We start from the raw sequence: 17,882 nt of genomic DNA on the forward strand, positions 1-17,882 counted from the left end.
ATGGACGATCTCGCACCGGCGCCAGGAGCCCCGGTCGAACATGGCGAGTCGGTCGAGCCCCGCACCCCGCATCGGCTGCATGCCCTGAAGGACAAGGACACCTTCGTGGTGGCCGATTCCTATGGCGACATCCTGGGGGCGGGGGACGGCCTGTTCCACAACGACACGCGCATCCTGTCGCGGTTCCGCGTCCTTCTGGGCGACAAGCCGCCGTCGCTGCTGTCGGCGGCCATCGCGCAGGACAATGTGTTCTTCACCTTCAATGGCGCCAACCAGGCCCTGCCCTATCCGGGCGGGCCTATGGGACCGCCGGGCGTGCTGCACCTGGAGCGCAAGCGCTTCCTGTGGGAGGAGCGGCTTTACGAACGGATCACCTGCACCAACTACAGCCGCGACGTGGTGCTGTTGCCGCTCTCCATCGAGTTCGGCGCCGACTTCCAGGACATGTTTGAGGTGCGCGGCATGACGCGCGCCCGGCGCGGCCACATGCTGCCTCCGGTGCTCGACGGGCGCCGGGTGCGGTTCACCTATGTCGGCCTGGACCAGATTGAGCGCGCCAGCGTCGTCGCCTTCTCCGATCCGCCTGGCCGGCTGACACCGGGCCGGGCGGACTTCATGTACTCCCTGGCGCCCGAAGGGCGGCTGGAGCTCTATCTCGAGATCGGCTCGACCGAGGCGCCGACACCCAGCCGCGAGCGATTCCGCGACGGCGCGGCGCGCGCTCGCTGGGACATGCGCGCCCGGCGCCGGCACGGAGCGCGGATGCGCAGTTCGGGCCGCCTGTTCAATGAGTGGCTGGAAAAGTCGAGGGCCGACCTGGCCCTGCTCACGACGCGCATGGAGACCGGGCCCTACCCCTATGCTGGCATTCCGTGGTTCTCCACCGCCTTTGGTCGCGACGCCATCATCACCGCGTGGCAAATCCTGTGGTTCGAGCCCTCCCTGGCCAAGGGCGTCCTCACCTACCTCGCCGCTCACCAGGCCGAGGAGATTTCCGCCTTCCGCGACTCCGCGCCCGGCAAGATCATGCATGAGACCCGAAAGGGTGAAATGCCGGCCTTGGGCGAGGTGCCCTTCGGCCGCTATTACGGAGGGGTCGACACCACGCCGCTGTTCGTCGCCCTGGCCGGAGCCTATGCCGAGCGAACCGGCGACATGGCCTTGATCGACGACCTATGGCCGGCTCTGAAGGCCGCCACAGCCTGGATGGAGCACTTCGGCGACACCAACGGAGATGGGCTGATCGACTATGCCCGCGGCCAGGAGAGCGGCCTGGCCAACCAGGGCTGGAAGGACAGCCAGGACAGCGTCTTCCACGCTGACGGCCGGTTCCCGAACGGGCCGATCGCCCTGGTGGAGGTGCAGGGCTACGCCTTCGCCGCCTACAAGGCCATGGCGCGCTTCGCCGGCCAGCGGGAGGATCTCGTCAGCCAGACGCGTTGGAGCGAACGGGCCGAGCACATCCGGGAGACGGTGGAGGACCGCTTCTGGATGGAGGACCAGCAGTTCTATGGCATCGCCATCGACGGCGACGGCGTCCTGTGCCGCACGCGAACCTCCAATCCCGGCCACCTGCTGTTCTGCGGCCTGCCATCACCGGAGCGCGCCGCCAAGGTGACGGAACAGCTGCTGTCCGCGCGGTTCGATTCAGGCTGGGGGGTGCGCACCCTGGCCACCGGCGAGGCCCGCTACAATCCGATGAGCTATCACAACGGCTCGGTCTGGCCGCATGACACTGCGGTCTGCGCCATGGGCCTGTCGCGCTATGGGGAGCGTGACGGGGTGGTGAACCTGACCTCGGGCCTGTTCGAGACCGCCGCCAGCTTCGAGATGCGGTTGCCGGAGCTGTTCTGCGGCTTTGGCCGCAACGCCGGCGAGCCGCCGGTGAACTATCCGGTGGCCTGCCTGCCCCAGGCCTGGGCGGCAGGGTCGGTGTTCATGATGCTGCAGGCCTGCCTGGGGATAGGCGTGAACGGCGCTGGCGGCGGTGTGGAGATCATCGACCCGCGCCTGCCCATCGGCATCGACGTCCTGGCGGTGGACGGCCTGCGGGTGGGCGAGGAGAAGGTGGACCTGCTGTTCGAACGGATTGGCGGCAAGATCGTGGTGCAGGCCAGAGGCCAGAGCCTGGTGCCGGTCAGGATTTGCTGAAACAGGAGTAGTTCAAGCTTGAACTAAATCTCAGCGCTTGATCGGCGTATGGGCCAGCCGGAGGATATTGGCCGCGCCGGGCGAGCCCATGGGCAGGCCCGCCAGGATCAGGACCCGATGGCCGGGGGGCGCAAGGCCCATCTCGGTGGCGACAGCGACCGCCACCCGGGCCAGATCCTCGGGATCGGAAATCTCATCGACAACCCGAGCTTCCACGCCCCAGGCCAGGGACAGCCGGCGCGCGGTGGTCAGACGGGTGGTGAGCGCCAGGGTCGGCTGAAGCGGGCGTTCCCGCGACAGGCGCAGAGCCGTCTGGCCGGTGGTGGTGAAGGCCACCAGGCAGGCGGTGGAGGCGGCCTCGGCGGCACGGCGGGCGGCGGCCACCAAGGCGTCGGCGTCGGCGTCCTCCACCGGATATTCGGCGCGCATCAGCTCGGGCCAGCGCGGGTCGCGCTCCACCCGGGTGATGATGCGGTCCATGATGGTCACCGCCTCCACCGGATACTGGCCGGCCGCGGTCTCGGCCGAGAGCATGACGGCGTCGGCGCCCTCATAGACCGCGCCCGCCACGTCGGAGGCCTCGGCGCGGGTGGGGGTGGGGGCGGAGATCATGCTCTCCAGCATCTGGGTGGCGACGATCACCGGGATCCCCCGGGTCCGCGCCGCGCGGATCAGGGATTTCTGCACCACCGGCACGTCTTCCGGGTTCAGCTCGACGCCCAGGTCCCCGCGCGCCACCATGACCGCTTCGCAGAGGTCCAGGATCTCATCGAGGGCCTCCAGGGCGGCGGGCTTCTCGATCTTGGCCAGGACGCCGGCGCGGCCCTGCACGATCTGGCGCAGCTCGGCCATGTCGGAGGCGCGCTGCACGAAGGAGAGGGCCACCCAGTCGACACCCTGGGAGAGCGCGAAGTTGAGGTCCTCCAGGTCCTTGGGTGTCAGGGCGGGAATCGGGATGGCCAGGCCCGGCAGGTTCAGGCCCTTGTGGTCGGAGAGCGCCTCGCCCGCCACCACGACGGTGTCGGCGAAGTCAGGCCCGCACTTGCCGACCTTCAGCCGCACCTTGCCGTCGTCCAGCAGGATGTCGGCGCCGGGCTTCAGGGCCGCGAAGATCTCGGCATGGGGGACGCAGACGCGGGAGGCGTCGCCTTCGGCGGTCTTGCGGTCCAGGCGAAAGTCCTGCCCCACCTTCAGCCGCACCCGACCGTCGGCGAATTCACCCAGCCGCAGCTTGGGGCCCTGCAGGTCGGCCAGCACTGCCAGGGGACGGCCCACCAGGGCCTCCACGGCGCGGACATTGGCGATCGTGCGGGCGTGGTCCTCATGGTCGCCGTGGCTGAAATTCACACGGAACACGTCGGCGCCGGCTTCCGCGAGCGCCCGGATCTGAACGGCGTCGCGGCTGGCGGGGCCAAGCGTCGCAACAATGCGGGCGCGTCGGGCGCGGATCATCTGGTCAGCCTGCCAAATCGCGTTGCGTCGAATAGTTCGATGCTTATCAAAAGACCACCATGCGGTCAGGGCGCAACTGAAGCGGGTCCGTCGCGAATCGAACACAAAGGTCGAGGATTCGGAGCATATGACCCAGACTCTCGACCTGTTTCCCATCGGCAACTGCGCGGCCAGCGCCCTTATCGACCGTTCCGGGCGATTCGTCTGGGCCTGCACGCCGCGCGTGGACGGCGATCCGACCTTCTGCGCCCTGCTGTCGGGGGAGAAGTCGGAGGAACAGGGCTTCTGGTCGATCGAAGTCGACGACATGGCCAGCGTCCGCCAGCACTATGTCCGCAACACCCCGATCCTGGTCACCGAGATCACCGACAAGTCCGGCGCCGTGGTGGAGATCATCGACTTCGCCCCGCGCTACCGGCAGTTCGGGCGGGTCTACCGGCCCATGGCCTTCGTGCGGAAGATCCGTCCGATAAGCGGCACGCCCCGCATCCGGGTGCGCATGCGGCCGATGGTGAACTGGGGCGAGGCGCCGGCGACGATCACCACCGGCTCCAACCACCTGCGCTATGTGGGCGGCGAGATGACCCTGCGGCTGACCACCGAGGCGTCGGTGTCGCACATCCGCGACGAGCGGCTGTTTCGGCTGGAGGAGCCGTTCTCCATGTTCCTCGGCCCCGACGAGGGGTTCGACGCCGACGTGGCCGCCACCACCGAGCGGATGCTGACCGAGACCACCCACTATTGGCGCGCCTGGGTGAGGACCCTGTCGGTGCCCCTGGAATGGCAGGAGGCGGTGATCCGCGCCGCCATCACCCTGAAGCTCTGCGCCCATGAGGAGACCGGCGCGATCGTCGCGGCCCTGACCACCTCGATCCCCGAGCACGAGGGCAGTCAGCGCAACTGGGACTATCGCTACTGCTGGCTGCGGGACGCCTATTATGTGGTCCAGGCCCTGAACAGGCTGGGCGCGGCGGACCTGCTGGAAAACTACCTGGTCTATCTGCGCAACGTCATCGACACCGCCCAGGGCGGCCATGTGCAGCCGTTGTATGGCGTCGGGCTGGAGCCGTCCCTGGTGGAGCGCTTCGCCGACCACCTGCCGGGCTATCGCGGCATGGGGCCGGTGCGGGTGGGCAACCAGGCGCACGAGCATCTGCAGCACGACGTCTACGGCCAGATCGTGCTCTCCACCGTCCAGGCCTTCTTCGACCAGCGCCTGCTCCGGCCGGCGACGGTGGAGGACTTCCGCGACCTGGAGCCGGTGGGGGATCGGGCCTTCGAACTGCACGACCAGCCCGACGCCTCGCTCTGGGAGTTCCGCGGCCGGGAGAACGTCCACACCTATTCGGCGGTGATGTGCTGGGCGGCCTGCGACCGGCTGGGCAATGCGGCCCGGCAGCTGGGCCTGATGGAGCGGGCCGACTTCTGGAACGGCCGCGCGGCCAAGGTGCGCGAGACCATCGAAACCGGAGCCTACAACGAGACGCTCGGCCGCTTCGCCGCCACCTTCGGCGGCGACGAACTGGACGCCTCCCTGCTGCAGCTGGTGGACGTGCGCTTCGTGTCGCCCGAGGACCCGCGCATGGCCGCCACCATCAAGGCGGTGGAGGACGGCCTGCGGCGGGGGCCCTACATGCTGCGCTACGCCGTTCCCGACGACTTCGGCGAGCCCAAGACCGCCTTCAACATCTGCACCTTCTGGCTGATCGAGGTGCTGCACATGTCGGGCCGCACCGAGGAGGCGCGCGAGCTGTTCGAGGAGATGCTGGGCCGCCGTACGGCGGCTGGCCTGCTGTCGGAGGACATCACCCTGGATGGGGCGGAGCTGTGGGGCAACTACCCGCAGACCTACTCCCTGGTGGGGCTGATCAACTGCGCCAACATGCTCAGCCGCCCCTGGACCAGCGTGCGGTGACCGGCTGGCTGAGTGAATCCTTTTCCCGCCGGGGGCGTTAGACCCTCGCAGGAGCGCCCCATGAACGACCGCCACTTCTCCGCCCGCGCCGTCACCGAAGGCCAGCAGCGCGCCTATGACGTAATGGGCCCCGACTTCGAGACCGCCGCCTTCGAGTTTGTCGACCACTGGCACCCCCAGCCCGACGAGGACGGCGACGTCGAGGTGGTGGTCACCGACACCGAGACCGGCGAGCGCCACTGCTTCCGCATCGACCTGGGGTCGGGCGAGGCCGAGGCCTGCGGCTAAGACCCCAAATCAGTCGTACCAGGCCCGCTCTGACCGCTCGATGAGGGCGAAGGCGCCGGCCGGGCCCCAGCTGCCGGCGGCGTAGGGCTTGGGAACCATGCCGCTGTCGGCCCAGGCGGCCTCGATGCCATCGATCCAGGTCCAGGCCTGCTCCACCTCGTCGCGGCGCACGAACAGCGTGCCGTTGCCGTGCATGACGTCCAGCAGCAGCCGCTCATAGGCGATGCGCCGGCGCGCATTGGGCCCGGAATAGGCGCGGAGCAGGGACAGGGACAGCGGCAGGGACTGCAGCCGCATCCCGCCCTGGGTCAGGCCCGGGGCCTGGTTCATCAGGGTCAGCTCGATATCCTCGTCCGGCTGCAGATCGATCACCAGGCGGTTGGCCACCAGGTCGGCCTTGGCGTGATCGCCGAAGATCGAATGGGGCACAGGCTTGAACTGAATGGCGATCTGGGTGCGGCGCTCGGGCAGGCGCTTGCCGGTGCGCAGGAAGAAGGGCACGCCCGCCCAGCGCCAGTTGTCGATATCGGCCCGCAGGGCGACGAAGGTCTCAGTGTTGCTGGCCTGGCCACGTTCGGCCTCGTAGCCGGCGGCGGACCCGCCGCCCACCACGCCCGGCGTATACTGGCCCCGCACGCTGATCGACTGCACATCGGCCCGGGTGAACGGCCGCAGGGACCTCAGCACCTTGACCTTCTCGTTGCGAAGGGACTCCGGCGCCATGTCGGAAGGCGGCTCCATGGCCACCAGGCACAGAAGCTGGAGCATGTGGTTCTGCACCATGTCTCGCAGGGCGCCGTACTCGTCGTAATAGGGCCAGCGGTCGCCGACCCCTTCAGTCTCCGCCACGGTGATCTGCACGTGGTCGATGGTGAGGTTATTCCACAGCGGCTCGAAGAGGGTGTTGGCGAAGCGCAGGGCGATCAGGTTCTGCACCGTCTCCTTGCCCAGATAGTGGTCGATGCGGAACACACACTGTTCCGGGAAGACCGCGCCCACCGCGTCATTGATGACCTTGGAGCTCTCCAGGTCCCGGCCGATGGGCTTTTCGAGAACGATGCGGGCGTCGGAGCCTCCGAGGCCAGCCTCGCCCAGGGCCGCGCAGACCGGGGCGAAGAGGCTGGGAGACAGGGCCAGGAAGAAGATCGGCGTCTTGGCGGCTCCCATCGCCCTTTTCAGCGCGGCCATGCCCGCCGGCTTGGTGGCGTCGCCGCCGACATAGTCAAGCCGGGCGGCGAACCGCTTCCACACCTTGGCGTCGACGGCCCCGGCGCGGATCTTCACCGCCTCATGCACCTGATCGGCGAAGGCCTGGGTGGTCATATCGGCCCGGGCCGTGGCGATGACGCGGAAGTCGTCGGCGAGAAATCCATCGGCGTCGAGGAAGTAGAGCGACGGGAAGAGCATCCTCTGGGCAAGGTCGCCCGTGCCGCCGAACAGGACGATCACGTCGGCCGTGGGGGATTGCGCCATCGCGTCACCTTTCGCGAACCTTCAGATGCAAACCGCGCATAGCGGCGTTCGCCCCCGCAACGTCAAGCCCGCTCATTCGTTCTCTAAGCCAACAAAGGATCGAACCGTGACCGTGAGCGTTCCTGCTCGCGTGCCCGGGGCTATGTGTTTTCGATGACTGTGACTGAGCTGGATCTCCGACCTAACGCGCCGCCCGCGCCCCTGGCCCTGGCGAACGCCGCCCTGTTCCTGGACCTTGACGGCACCCTCGCCCCGATCGCCGCGCTGCCGCAGGATGTGGCGCCAGATCCGCGCAGGACGGCCATACTCGAAAATTTGATGGGCAGGCTTGAGGGTCGCCTCGCCGTGGTCAGCGGCCGCACCCTTGCAGACATCGATCGCATCCTGGAGGGCCGTGTGCCGGCTGTGGCGGCTGTACATGGCCTGGTGCTCCGAGGCGCCGACGGCGCGGTCACCCAGACCGAACCGCACCCCGCCCTGCCCCAGGCCGTCGCCGCCTTGCGGCTGTTCGCCGCCGACCATCCAGGCATGCTGGTGGAGGACAAACTGCTCTCCGCGACGCTGCACTATCGCGGCGACCCCGAGCACGGCCAGGCCGCCCGGGCCGAGGCCGAAAGAGTCGCCGCCCTCACGGGCCTCGCCGTGCAACCCGGCGACATGGTGATGGAATTGCGCACGCCGGGCCCCACCAAGGGCGACAGTGTCGAGGCCTTCCTGGCCCACGCCCCCTTCAATGGCGCGACGCCGATCTTCCTGGGGGACGATCTCACCGACGAGGACGGCTTCGCGGCCGCGCGCCGGCTGGGCGGGTTCGGCGTGTTGGTGGGCCCTGCGCGCCCCACCGCAGCGCAACTGCGCCTGGACGACGTGGCGGCCGCCCTGGCTTGGCTTAAGGCCGCGCGATGAGCCGGCTGATCGTCGTTTCAAACAGGGTCAACGCCCCGACCGGCAAGGGCGACGAGACGGTCGGCGGCCTGGCCATGGCCCTGTCGGCTGCGCTGCGGGAATATTCCGGCCTCTGGTTCGGCTGGAGCGGCAAGACCACCGAAAAGTTCACCGGCGAACTGAACGTGGAGCGCTGCGACGGGGTGACCGTGGCCACGCTTGATCTCGAGGAAACCGACCTCAACGAGTATTACAACGGCTACGCCAACAAGACCCTGTGGCCCCTGTTCCACTATCGCCAGGACCTGACCGCCTATGACCGGTCCTATGGCGAGGGCTATGAGCGGGTGAACCAGCGCTTCGCCGAGACACTGGCCCCGCTGATCGAGCCCGACGACCTGATCTGGGTGCACGACTACCACCTGATCCCCCTGGCCCGGGAGCTTCGGAAGCTGGGGGTGAAAAACCGGATCGGCTTCTACCTGCACATCCCGTGGCCCGCCCACCAGCTGATGGTCACCCTGCCCGGGCACCAGAAGCTGGTGCAGTCGCTGTTCGACTACGACCTGGTGGGCTTCCAGACCGCGGACTACCGCCAGGCCTTCGAGGAATATGTGCTCACCGAGGCCAAGGGGGTGATGGTGGGGTCGGACCTGCGCGCCTTCGGCCGCACCGTGAAGGTGGGCGCCTTCCCCATCGGGGTCGACGCCGCGGAGTTCGCCGAGATGGCCAAGAGCGAGCGGGCCTGGCGCACCTACAACGTGATGATGGCCCACACCGCCTTCCGCAGCCTGATCATCGGCGTCGACAGGCTGGACTATTCCAAGGGTCTGGAGGAGCGGTTCGCCGGTTTCGAGCACTTCCTGGCCCACAACCCCGACGTCCGCCGCGAGGTGCTGTTCCTGCAGATCGCCCCGGTGAGCCGCGAAGGCGTCGAAGCCTATCAGGAGATCCGCGCACGCCTGGATTCCCTGTCGGGTCGCATCAACGGTGAGTTTGCCGACATCGATTGGAACCCGGTGCGTTACGTGAACAAGACCTACCGGCGCGACGAGCTGGCCGGGGTCTACCGCGCCGCCCGGGTGGCGCTGGTGACGCCGCTGCGGGACGGCATGAACCTGGTGGCCAAGGAGTTCGTGGCCGCGCAGAATCCCGACGACCCCGGAGTGCTCATCCTGTCGCGGTTCGCCGGCGCCGCCGACCAGTTGAAGCAGGCGCTGATGGTCAACCCCAACAGCCCGGAAGAGATCGCCGAGGCCCTGAAGCGGGCCCTGGCCATGGACCTATCCGAGCGTGTCGCGCGCTGGGCCCAGATGTTCGAAAACGTCACTCGCGAGGACGTCAACGCCTGGCGCGACGCCTATGTGGGCGCCCTGTCCGACGTGAGGGAAACCCACACCGCCCTGGCCAGCTGAACCTCAGTCTGGATGGTCGGCGGCGCTGGCGGGCGCGACGTGAGGCGGGAAGGCCTGGCCAATGGGACCGTATTTCGCACGGGCCGCCGCCACCCGGGCGGTCATGTCGGCCAGCGCCTGGGGATGGAGGGACGCCACGCTGTAATTCTCGCCGGGGTCGGACCCCATGTCGAACAGCAGGGGATAGCGGTCCAGCGGCACGTCGTAGGTCCGGTAGTAGGAACGCACCACATATTTCCAGCGCGCGGTGCGGACGGCCGCGACATGGGTGTTGTCGAACAGCACGATCTGCTCGTTCGGCGAGGCCGCGCCACGGGTCATCACCGCGCTGAGATCGGCGCCGTCCAGCTCGCGGTCGGCGGGAACCGCGATCCCCGCCATGGCCAGAAGGGTGGGCAGGATATCCAGATTGCTGGAGAGCGCGTCGGTGACGAGCCCGGCCGGCAGGGTTCCCGGCTGACGGGCGATAAAGGGCACCCGGAAGCCTCCGTCCCAGGCCGAGCCGCCCTTGCGGTCGCGGAAGGGGCCCGATGACCCCTCGAACCAGGGGCCGTTGTCAGAGGTGAAGATGACCAGGGTGTCTTCGTCGAGGCCGAGCGCCTTCAGCCTGGCCAACAGGCGCCCGACATTGAGGTCGATCTCCTCCACCACCTCGCCATAGGCGCCGCCGGGGGAGCCGGTGAGGTCGTCGGGATTGGGTTTCAGCGGGATGTGCGGGGCGGTCAGGGTGACCAGGGCGAAGAAGGGCCTGTCGCGGTTCTCCTCCACGAAGGCGATCGTCTGCTCGAAGAAGGTCTGGGTCAGCTTGGCGAAATCGGGCTTCGGCTCGATGACCTCGACCCCGGCCCCCTCGCCCGCATAGAGCGCCAGCGGCTTCATGTCGTGGCTGTAGGGCAGGCCGTAGAAGCGGTCGAAGCCATGGACCGTGGGCGGCCAATGGGGCGCCACATGGCCCAGATGCCACTTGCCGATCAGGGCGGTGGCGTAGGCGTCGCCGAGCGCCTTGGGGATGGTGATCTCGCTGAGCGGCAGGCCGGTGGTGTCGGCGGGCTGGATCACCTCATGGGCCAGCCCTGAACGGATCGCGTAGCGGCCGGTGAGCAGGCCGGCCCGCGACGGGGTGCAGACATTGGCCGAGGCGTAGAAGTCGGTGAACCGGACCCCCTCGGCGGCCATCTGGTCCAGGTTCGGCGTGCGGATGATGCTTCCGCCATCGCAGCCGAGATCGCCATAGCCCAGGTCGTCGGCCAGGATGACGATGAAGTTGGGTTGGCGGCCGGTCATTTCGCCAGCTCCAGGGTCGGCAGGGCGGCGGCCTCCTGGGCGTCCAGGCGGGACTTGCGGAAGTTGGTGCGGACACCGCTCGGGGCGCCGAACTCCATCAGCTGGTCGGACTTGGGATCATAGGCCGGCCAGCCGGCGCAATCGGGCTTGCCGGTCTTGGCGAAGGCCACCCAGCAGCCGTGCATCAGCGTCGCCATGGCCTGGTCGTCAGGCTTGATCATGCTCAGCGGCGTGCGACGGCCCCAGTACTCGAAGACGTACTGGATCTCCGCGGCGTGGAAGGCCCGCGTGACCATCGGGCGGAAACGCGAGCCCACATAGGAGAAGTGGTAGAGCCAGGCGGGCTTGCCCTTGGCGGCCTTGGCGGCCGTCCAGCGCGCCGGCGCGCCGAAGGCTCGGTCAGTGAACACCGCGCGGCCCAGGACCTCATCGCTCTGAGCGGCCTCTTGGGCATAGACCGTACGCACGGCCTGCGGCAGGGCCTTGCCGACAGCCGCCGCACCCAGGCCGAACTCGCTCATCAACGAGTCCTCGCCGGAATTGGAGCCGATGATCAGGGGCACATCGTTGGCGCGGCCCGCGGCGAAGGCCTGGGCCGGGGTCTGCTTCATCAGCCGGCCATCGACGAAGGGCCCGAAATCGCCCTGCGCCTTGGCGATGAGATCGGCGGCGGGAACAGCGCGAAGCTGATCGGCGGCGGGGGCCGTCAGACCCAGCGCGGCGGCGGCCTTCACCCCCTCGGCCTCCTTGTCGGCCAGGGTCGTGGGAGCGCCCCAGCCGCCGCCCGATTGCACGACCGCCTTCTGGTAGAGGCCCTTGGACCTCCGTGCGGCCAACAGGGCGAGCGTGCTGGCGCCCCCGGCGCTCTCGCCGAAGACGGTGACATTGGCGGGGTCACCGCCGAAGGTCCTGATGTTGCGCTTCACCCATTCGAGGGCGGCGATCTGATCCATCAAGCCATAGTTGCCAACCATCCCTGCGCCAGCCTGCTGGGTCAGGGCCGGGTGGGCGAAGTAGCCCAACGGGCCCAGGCGGTAGTTGATGGCCACCAGCACCACCCCGTCGCGGGCGAAGTTGGAGCCGTCATATATCCAGCCGGCGCCATAGCGGTGCGAGCCGCCGTGCAGCCAGACCATCACGGGCGCCTTCCTGGCCCCCTTGGGCGCGAAGACGTTGAGCTGCAGGCAATCCTCGCTCATCGGCCCATTGGCGCTGCCGGAGTTGGGGGCGCCGTCGGCGCGCATGGTCTGCATGCAGGAGACCCCAGCCTTGGTCCCGTCCCGCTCGCCGGCCCAGGGAACCACCCTGGCGGGCGGCGCCCAGCGCTGGGGCCCGATGGGTGGGGCGGCATAGGGAATGTTCCGGTAGATGGCCGCGGTCGGGGTTTCGGTTCCGACGATCACGCCGCCTTCCACGGTCGCCTTGACCGACTGCGCCAGGGCCGGGGCGGCGACGAGCGCCAGGATCGTGGAAAACACGGCGAGCTTCATGGGTTTCGTCCCCGGGCGGCCTGAAATGCGGTCGGCCATCTTGAAATGTCGGGCCGAACCATTCGCCGGCCAGGGACCCGGGTCAAGGCCACGCTCTAGTGGAAATCGCGGCTGTGGATCAGGCCCCCAGCCTTGCGTCCGGAATCCGCCGCCGGCCCCTCGTCGCGCAGGCGGGCGGTGAGGTGGGAGAGGTCGGTGAAGCTCTTGGCCACCAGGTGGACCACGTCGCTCTCGATCTGCAGCTGGCCGTGGACCTGCAGCAGGGTGGCGGTCATCACCAGCCGGCGGTTGGCCTCGAAGGCGTCCTTCCAGATGACGATATTGGCGATCCCGCTCTCGTCCTCCAGGGTCATGAACACCACCCCCTTGGCGGTGCCCGGCCGCTGGCGCACCAGGACGATCCCCCCCACAGAGGTCCAGCGCCGGTCGCGCATATGCTTCAGCGCCGCCGACGGAACCGCACCCGCCTGGGCCAGTTCCCCCCGGAAGAATTCGCAAGGGTGGGCCTTCAGGGACAGGCGCGTGGTGCGGTAGTCCTCGGTGACATTCATGGGCAGGCTCATCAGGGGCAGCTCGACCTGGACCTCCGGACGGTCCATCGCGGCCAGCAGCGGGGCCTCGATCTCGACCCTGGTCTCCCCCAGCAGCCCCTTGACCGCCCACAGGGCCTGGCGGCGGCTCAGGCCCATCCCCGCGAAGGCGTCGGCCTCGGCCAGCAGCTCCATGGCGCGTCGCGACAGGCCGCGCGCGAAGGCCTCGAGCGTGCAGGCGCCGGCGGCGCGCATCTTCATCAAGGTCTTCCCGTCGCCTTCCTTGAAGCCCTTGATCTGCCGCAGGCCCAGGCGCACGGCGCGCAGGCGCTGGCCTGCCAGCGGCTCCAGGGTGCAGTCCCAGTCGCTGGCCATCACGTCGGGCGCGCGCACCTCCACCCCATGCTCGCGGGCGTCGCGGACCAGCTGGGCCGGCTGGTAGAAGCCCATGGGCTGGCTGTTGAGCAGGGAGGCGCAGAAGGCGTCGGGCCAGAAGCACTTCACCCAGGCCGAGGCGTAGACCAGCAGGGCAAAGCTGATGGCGTGGCTTTCGGGGAAGCCGTAGGAGCCGAAGCCCTCGATCTGTCCGAAACAGTTGTTGGTGAACTCCTCGTCGTAGCCCTTGGCCAGCATGCCGGCGATGAACTTCTCGCCGTATTCCCCGACATTGCCGTGGTGTCGGAAGGTGGCCATGGCCCGGCGCAGGCCGTCGGCGGCGGTGTCACTGAAATTGGCGCCCTCGATAGCGATCCGCATGGCCTGTTCCTGGAAGAGCGGCACCCCCAGGGTCTTCTTGAGAATCCGCTCCATCTCCTTCTGGTCGAACCCCTCCGAGGGTCGCGGATAGCTGACCTGGCTCGGGTCGGCGCGGCGCTTCAGATAGGGATGGACCATGTTGCCCTGGATGGGACCCGGCCGGACGATGGCGACCTCGATCACCAGGTCGTAGAACTTGCGAGGCCGCAGTCTCGGCAGCATCGACATCTGGGCCCGGCTCTCCACCTGGAAAACCCCCACGGAGTCGGCCTTGCAGAGCATGTCATAGACCTCGGACGCCTCCTGCGGGATGTGGGCGATGTCGCTGATGACGGTTCCGTCCTCCAGGGGCGGCAGCATGTCGAAGCTGCGCTTCAGGGCGGTCAGCATGCCGAGCGCCAGGATATCGACCTTCATCAGGCCGATGGCGTCGATGTCGTCCTTGTCCCATTCGATGAAGGTGCGGTCAGCCATGGCGGCGTTGCCGATCGGCACGGTCTCGTCCAGCCGACGCTTGGTGAGCACATAGCCGCCGACATGCTGCGACAGGTGGCGCGGGAACTTCAGCAGTTCCTGGCCGAGCGCCGTAGCCCGGCGGATTTCGGGATTGTCGGGATCCAGCCCCGTCTGGCGGATGTGCTCATCGGCGGTCATGTCGCCCCAACTGCCCCAGACGGTGCCAGACAGGGCGGCGGTGACGTCTTCGGTCAGGCCCAGCGCCTTGCCCACCTGGCGGATGGCCATGCGGGGGCGGTAGTGGATGACCGTGGCGACGATGGCGGCCCGCTCGCGGGTGTAGCGGCGATAGACGTACTGCATCACCTCCTCCCGGCGCTCATGTTCGAAATCGACATCAATGTCGGGCGGCTCGCCGCGCTTTTCGGAGATGAAGCGGGAGAACAGCAGGTCCTGGTCGTCCTTGGTGGGGTCCACCGCCGTGATCCCCAGGCAGAAGCAGACACAGGAATTGGCGGCCGATCCGCGCCCCTGGCAGAGGATGTCCTGGCTGCGGGCCCAGGCGACGATGTCGTGGACGGTAAGGAAGTAGTTGGCGAAGCCCAGCTTCTCGATCAGGTCGAGCTCGTGCTGGATCGTCGCGCGCTCCTTTTCTCCCATACCCCCCGCGAACCGCCACTCAGCCCCCGCCCAGGCCAGGTCGCGGAGATGCTGGATCGCGGTCTTGCCCGGCGGCACCGGCTCGTCGGGATACTCGTAGCTGAGATCGGAAAGATCGAACTTGATCCGCCCGGCGATCTCGACGCTGCGCTCCACCGCCCCGGGGAACCTGGCGAACAGACGGGCCATCTCCTCGGGGCTCTTCAGGTGCCGCTCGGCGTTGGCCTCCAGGCGCAGGCCGGCCTCGTGGATGGTGCAGGTCTCGCGGATGCAGGTGACCACGTCCTGCAGGGCCCGGCGTTCGGGGCCGTGGTAGAGGACGTCGTTGGTGGCCACCATCGGGGCTCCGCTGTTCTGGGCCAGGGCCGCCAGCTTCGAAAGGCGGTGCAGATCCCGCGCGCCATAGGGCCGCGACGCCGCCAGCCAGACCGAGCCTCGCAGGGACTGGGCGATCATCACCAGCTTGGCCTCGAATTCGGCGTCCAGGCGAAGCGGCGCAACCACCAGGGTGAGCTGGCCCTCGGCGTGCTGGAGATAGTCTTCCCAGTGCAGTTCGCACTCGCCCTTGAGGCAGCGCCGCTGGCCGGCGGTGAGCAGGCGGGTCAGCCGGCCATAGGCCTCGCGGTCGGAGGGGTAGCAGAGCAGGCTTGGCGTCCCGTCGGCGAAATCGAGACGACAGCCGGTGAAGGCGCGGAACGTCGTGTGCTTCCCCAGCTCCTTCACCGCCGACCAGGCGCGCACCACACCGGCCAGGCTGTTGCGATCGACGACGCCGATGGCGTCGAGGCCCAGGGCCGCGCCCGTCTCCACCAGTTCGTGCGGGTGCGACGCGCCCCGCAGGAAGGAGAAGTTGGTGGTGGTCTGCAGCTCGACATAGCGGGTCATGCGAACAGCCCGTGCAGCCACCACTTGGCCTCCACGCCGGGGGCGTAGATGCCGGCGCGGAACAACCAGAAGCGGGCGCCGGTCTCGTCCTCCACCCGGTAATAGTCGCGGATGTGCGTGGTGCGGGCGTCCTCGATGGCGCCGCGCCACCATTCCTCGCCGATCCGCTCGGGGCCCTCGGCGCGGCGCACCCGGTGCATCTGGCCGCGCCAGCGGAACTGCACCGGCGGGTCATCGGGGATCGGGGCCATCACCAGTTCCAGGGGCTCGGGCCGGCTGAACAGGCGCAGGGGCCGGGGGCGTTCCGGGTCCCATCCGGCCAGCGGCGGGGCCATGGGCGCGCCCGGCGTGGCGGACTGTTCGGGGACGTGGCTCTCCACCGGACGCGCCTTCCAGACCCGGTCCTCACCCAGCCGGTTGGTGAGCCGGTCGATGAGGGGTGCGAGGCCCTCGGCGCCGCCGGCCTCGATCAGGCTGTCCAGGCGGGCCTGGCGGCCGGACACTGGCTCCACCTCGGCGGCCTCCAGGGTCACCACCTCGATCCCGAAGCCCGGATCGACGGTCTCCAGCTTCGGCGCGAACAGCTTGGCGATGCGGGCGGCGTCGCGCCCGGCCAGGGACAGGCCGATGGTCAGCGGCGCCACATAGCCATCCAGGCGATGGAAGCAGAGCTCGAAGCGCCGCGCCCCCTGTCCTTCCTTCTCCAGCCGCGCGCAGAGCTTGGCGGCGACGTCGATGGTGACGCGGGCCATGTCGTCCGGCGCGCTGATCGGCTCGGCGAAGGCCAGGCGCGCGAACCAGGGATTGGGGGGGCGGCGATAGGTCAACGCCTCCTTGGAGCGCCCCAGCGCCTGGTCGATGCGGGTCAGGGTCTCGATGCCGAAGCGGCGGGCGAGCGGCGCGCGGGGAATGTCGAAGAGCTGGGCGAGCGCCTTCAACCCCAGGCGGTCGATCTGGGCGGCGGTCTCAGGCGCCAGCCGCAAGGCCGCCGGCGGCAGGGGCGCCAGCAGGCCGATCTGCTGTCCAGGCCGGGCGATGGCGCCGTCCTCGCCATAGTGGGCCAGCGCCCAGGCCGCGCCGGGGGTGTCGGCGATGGCGACGCGGAAGGCCAGGCCATTGGCCATCAACCGGGCGCGGAAATCGGCCAGCAGCGCCTCCTCCCCACCCCACAGGTGGGCGACCCCGCTGATGTCGAGGAACAGGCCGTCGGGTTCGTCGGCGGCGACGGCCGGCGAGAAGCGGACGCACCAGTCCACCAGGGCCGACAGCGCCAGGGCGTCGGCCTCCGGCTCGGCCTCGGCGGTGATTAGGTCCGGGGCGATGGCCGCCGCATCGGTGACCTTCTGGCCCACATAGAGGCCCAACCTGCGGCCCGCCCGGTCCACGGCCGACAGACGCCGCGTGCCCTTGGCGGACTCGATGAGCGCGAAGGGGCTAGCCTGCGCGGCGGAGGGGTTGCGCCGTCGCCAGTTGGAGATCGCCCAGAGGGGCGACCAGGCGCAGAGGATGCGTGCCATCAGAAGCCTCATGGGTGTAGGCGTCGCCCGCCTCGAACAGCCAGGCGCCGGTACGGCCGCCGCGGCAGCGTTCCAGGGTCACCGCCCAGCGCGGGGGACCCAGGCCAAATTCCCCCGGTCCCGGCTCGCTGGCGGCGGGGGTCACCCGCCAGCGGCTGGCCGCGGCTGAGCCGGTCGCGCCCCGGGCCTTGCCGCCATAGGGCCGCCTGCGGATCACGAAGCCGGTGGCGCCGCGCTTCTCGCAGGCCAGCTGCAGGCGTCGCCCGGCGGTCAGGCTGACGGCCTCCACCTCGGCGAAGACGGCGGCCACGCCGGGGGTGGCGAGCGCGTCCTCGGCCACGGCCAGGGCCTCGTCCTCGTCGCGGGCGCAGACCTGGATCAGCCGCTCGGCGGGAAAGCCAAGCCCCACCAGGCCTGGCGCGAAGAGGTCATCGCGGCGCAGGATCCACACCGCCTCGCCGCGCCTGGCGAGCGGCGCGGCGACCAGGGCGGCGAAGGCGGCGGGACAGGCGGCGGTCTCGGCCTCCATCCCCTCAGCCCCGAACTCGTGCCAGCAGCCCAGGGGAAGACCGTCCCCCAGGAAGCAGCTGTCGATGCGGGGATCACCGAAGGGCAGGGATTCAGAGTCCGTCCGTCCGCCCGCCTCGAGGGTGGCGATCTTCGCCTTGAGAGCGGCGAGCCGCTCATCGCGAAAACCGGACATGACTTCCTGTTCCTTTGTTCCT

The 17,882-nt window shown here is 69.0% G+C and carries 12 protein-coding genes; 5 read left to right on the forward strand and 7 right to left on the reverse strand.

Going from position 1 to position 17,882, the window contains the following annotated elements; all coding sequences use genetic code 11:
* The gene (locus tag Q8N10_RS10525; RefSeq protein ID WP_304775204.1) at positions 1-2,151 is read left to right on the forward strand and encodes an amylo-alpha-1,6-glucosidase; all 2,151 of its coding nucleotides are present in this window, start codon (positions 1-3) and stop codon (positions 2,149-2,151) included.
* A gap of 30 nt (positions 2,152-2,181) precedes the next feature.
* On the opposite strand, the gene pyk is transcribed toward Q8N10_RS10525, so the two are convergent.
* On the reverse strand, positions 2,182-3,603 hold the full coding sequence (pyk, locus tag Q8N10_RS10530; RefSeq protein ID WP_304775206.1) for a pyruvate kinase: 1,422 nt from the start codon (positions 3,601-3,603) through the stop codon (positions 2,182-2,184).
* A 127-nt stretch (positions 3,604-3,730) separates the two neighbouring features.
* Here pyk and Q8N10_RS10535 point away from each other — a divergent pair, with 127 nt between their 5' ends.
* The gene (locus Q8N10_RS10535) at positions 3,731-5,518 is read left to right on the forward strand and encodes a glycoside hydrolase family 15 protein (protein WP_304775209.1); all 1,788 of its coding nucleotides are present in this window, start codon (positions 3,731-3,733) and stop codon (positions 5,516-5,518) included.
* A 60-nt stretch (positions 5,519-5,578) separates the two neighbouring features.
* Positions 5,579-5,806: a DUF5961 family protein gene (locus tag Q8N10_RS10540; protein WP_304775212.1), complete on the forward strand. Its 228-nt coding sequence runs from the start codon at positions 5,579-5,581 to the stop codon at positions 5,804-5,806.
* Between the two features lie 9 nt (positions 5,807-5,815).
* Here the strand turns inward: Q8N10_RS10540 and zwf are convergent, their stop codons facing one another.
* Complete coding sequence (gene zwf, locus Q8N10_RS10545; protein WP_304775214.1) at positions 5,816-7,279, reverse strand: glucose-6-phosphate dehydrogenase; 1,464 nt, start codon at positions 7,277-7,279, stop codon at positions 5,816-5,818.
* A gap of 153 nt (positions 7,280-7,432) precedes the next feature.
* Here zwf and otsB point away from each other — a divergent pair, with 153 nt between their 5' ends.
* Positions 7,433-8,185 (forward strand): trehalose-phosphatase, encoded by a 753-nt coding sequence (gene otsB / locus Q8N10_RS10550; RefSeq protein ID WP_304775216.1) that lies wholly within the window; start codon positions 7,433-7,435, stop codon positions 8,183-8,185.
* Complete coding sequence (gene otsA / locus Q8N10_RS10555; RefSeq protein WP_304775220.1) at positions 8,182-9,579, forward strand: alpha,alpha-trehalose-phosphate synthase (UDP-forming); 1,398 nt, start codon at positions 8,182-8,184, stop codon at positions 9,577-9,579. Before otsB ends, otsA begins: the two co-directional genes overlap by 4 nt.
* A gap of 3 nt (positions 9,580-9,582) precedes the next feature.
* Here otsA and Q8N10_RS10560 read toward each other — a convergent pair whose 3' ends face one another.
* From Q8N10_RS10560 to Q8N10_RS10580, 5 genes are all read right to left on the reverse strand, one after another.
* Complete coding sequence (locus tag Q8N10_RS10560; RefSeq protein ID WP_304775222.1) at positions 9,583-10,863, reverse strand: sulfatase; 1,281 nt, start codon at positions 10,861-10,863, stop codon at positions 9,583-9,585.
* A complete protein-coding gene (locus tag Q8N10_RS10565) occupies positions 10,860-12,353 on the reverse strand; it encodes a carboxylesterase/lipase family protein (protein ID WP_304775224.1) in 1,494 nt (497 codons plus the stop codon). Before Q8N10_RS10565 ends, Q8N10_RS10560 begins: the two co-directional genes overlap by 4 nt.
* 95 nt (positions 12,354-12,448) lie before the next feature.
* The gene (locus Q8N10_RS10570; protein ID WP_304775225.1) at positions 12,449-15,640 is read right to left on the reverse strand and encodes an error-prone DNA polymerase; all 3,192 of its coding nucleotides are present in this window, start codon (positions 15,638-15,640) and stop codon (positions 12,449-12,451) included.
* The gene (locus Q8N10_RS10575; protein WP_304775227.1) at positions 15,637-17,157 is read right to left on the reverse strand and encodes a DUF6504 family protein; all 1,521 of its coding nucleotides are present in this window, start codon (positions 17,155-17,157) and stop codon (positions 15,637-15,639) included. The genes Q8N10_RS10570 and Q8N10_RS10575 overlap by 4 nt, the downstream gene beginning before the upstream one ends.
* On the reverse strand, positions 17,075-17,860 hold the full coding sequence (locus Q8N10_RS10580; RefSeq protein ID WP_304775229.1) for an ImuA family protein: 786 nt from the start codon (positions 17,858-17,860) through the stop codon (positions 17,075-17,077). Before Q8N10_RS10580 ends, Q8N10_RS10575 begins: the two co-directional genes overlap by 83 nt.
* Positions 17,861-17,882: the final 22 nt, after the last annotated feature.

This window comes from Phenylobacterium sp. (assembly GCF_030693625.1).
In the GTDB taxonomy this organism is placed as follows: domain Bacteria; phylum Pseudomonadota; class Alphaproteobacteria; order Caulobacterales; family Caulobacteraceae; genus Phenylobacterium; species Phenylobacterium ferrooxidans.

Bases quoted from the DNA above. Each gene is read 5' to 3' on its own strand.
- Q8N10_RS10560 (WP_304775222.1), bottom strand. From the start codon at position 10,863: ATGACCGGCCGCCAACCCAACTTCATCGTCATCCTGGCCGACGACCTG.
- pyk (WP_304775206.1), bottom strand. From the start codon at position 3,603: ATGATCCGCGCCCGACGCGCCCGCATTGTTGCGACGCTTGGCCCCGCC.
- otsA (WP_304775220.1), top strand. From the start codon at position 8,182: ATGAGCCGGCTGATCGTCGTTTCAAACAGGGTCAACGCCCCGACCGGC.
- otsB (WP_304775216.1), top strand. From the start codon at position 7,433: ATGACTGTGACTGAGCTGGATCTCCGACCTAACGCGCCGCCCGCGCCC.
- Q8N10_RS10525 (WP_304775204.1), top strand. From the start codon at position 1: ATGGACGATCTCGCACCGGCGCCAGGAGCCCCGGTCGAACATGGCGAG.
- zwf (WP_304775214.1), bottom strand. From the start codon at position 7,279: ATGGCGCAATCCCCCACGGCCGACGTGATCGTCCTGTTCGGCGGCACG.
- Q8N10_RS10565 (WP_304775224.1), bottom strand. From the start codon at position 12,353: ATGAAGCTCGCCGTGTTTTCCACGATCCTGGCGCTCGTCGCCGCCCCG.
- Q8N10_RS10575 (WP_304775227.1), bottom strand. From the start codon at position 17,157: ATGGCACGCATCCTCTGCGCCTGGTCGCCCCTCTGGGCGATCTCCAAC.
- Q8N10_RS10540 (WP_304775212.1), top strand. From the start codon at position 5,579: ATGAACGACCGCCACTTCTCCGCCCGCGCCGTCACCGAAGGCCAGCAG.
- Q8N10_RS10580 (WP_304775229.1), bottom strand. From the start codon at position 17,860: ATGTCCGGTTTTCGCGATGAGCGGCTCGCCGCTCTCAAGGCGAAGATC.
- Q8N10_RS10570 (WP_304775225.1), bottom strand. From the start codon at position 15,640: ATGACCCGCTATGTCGAGCTGCAGACCACCACCAACTTCTCCTTCCTG.
- Q8N10_RS10535 (WP_304775209.1), top strand. From the start codon at position 3,731: ATGACCCAGACTCTCGACCTGTTTCCCATCGGCAACTGCGCGGCCAGC.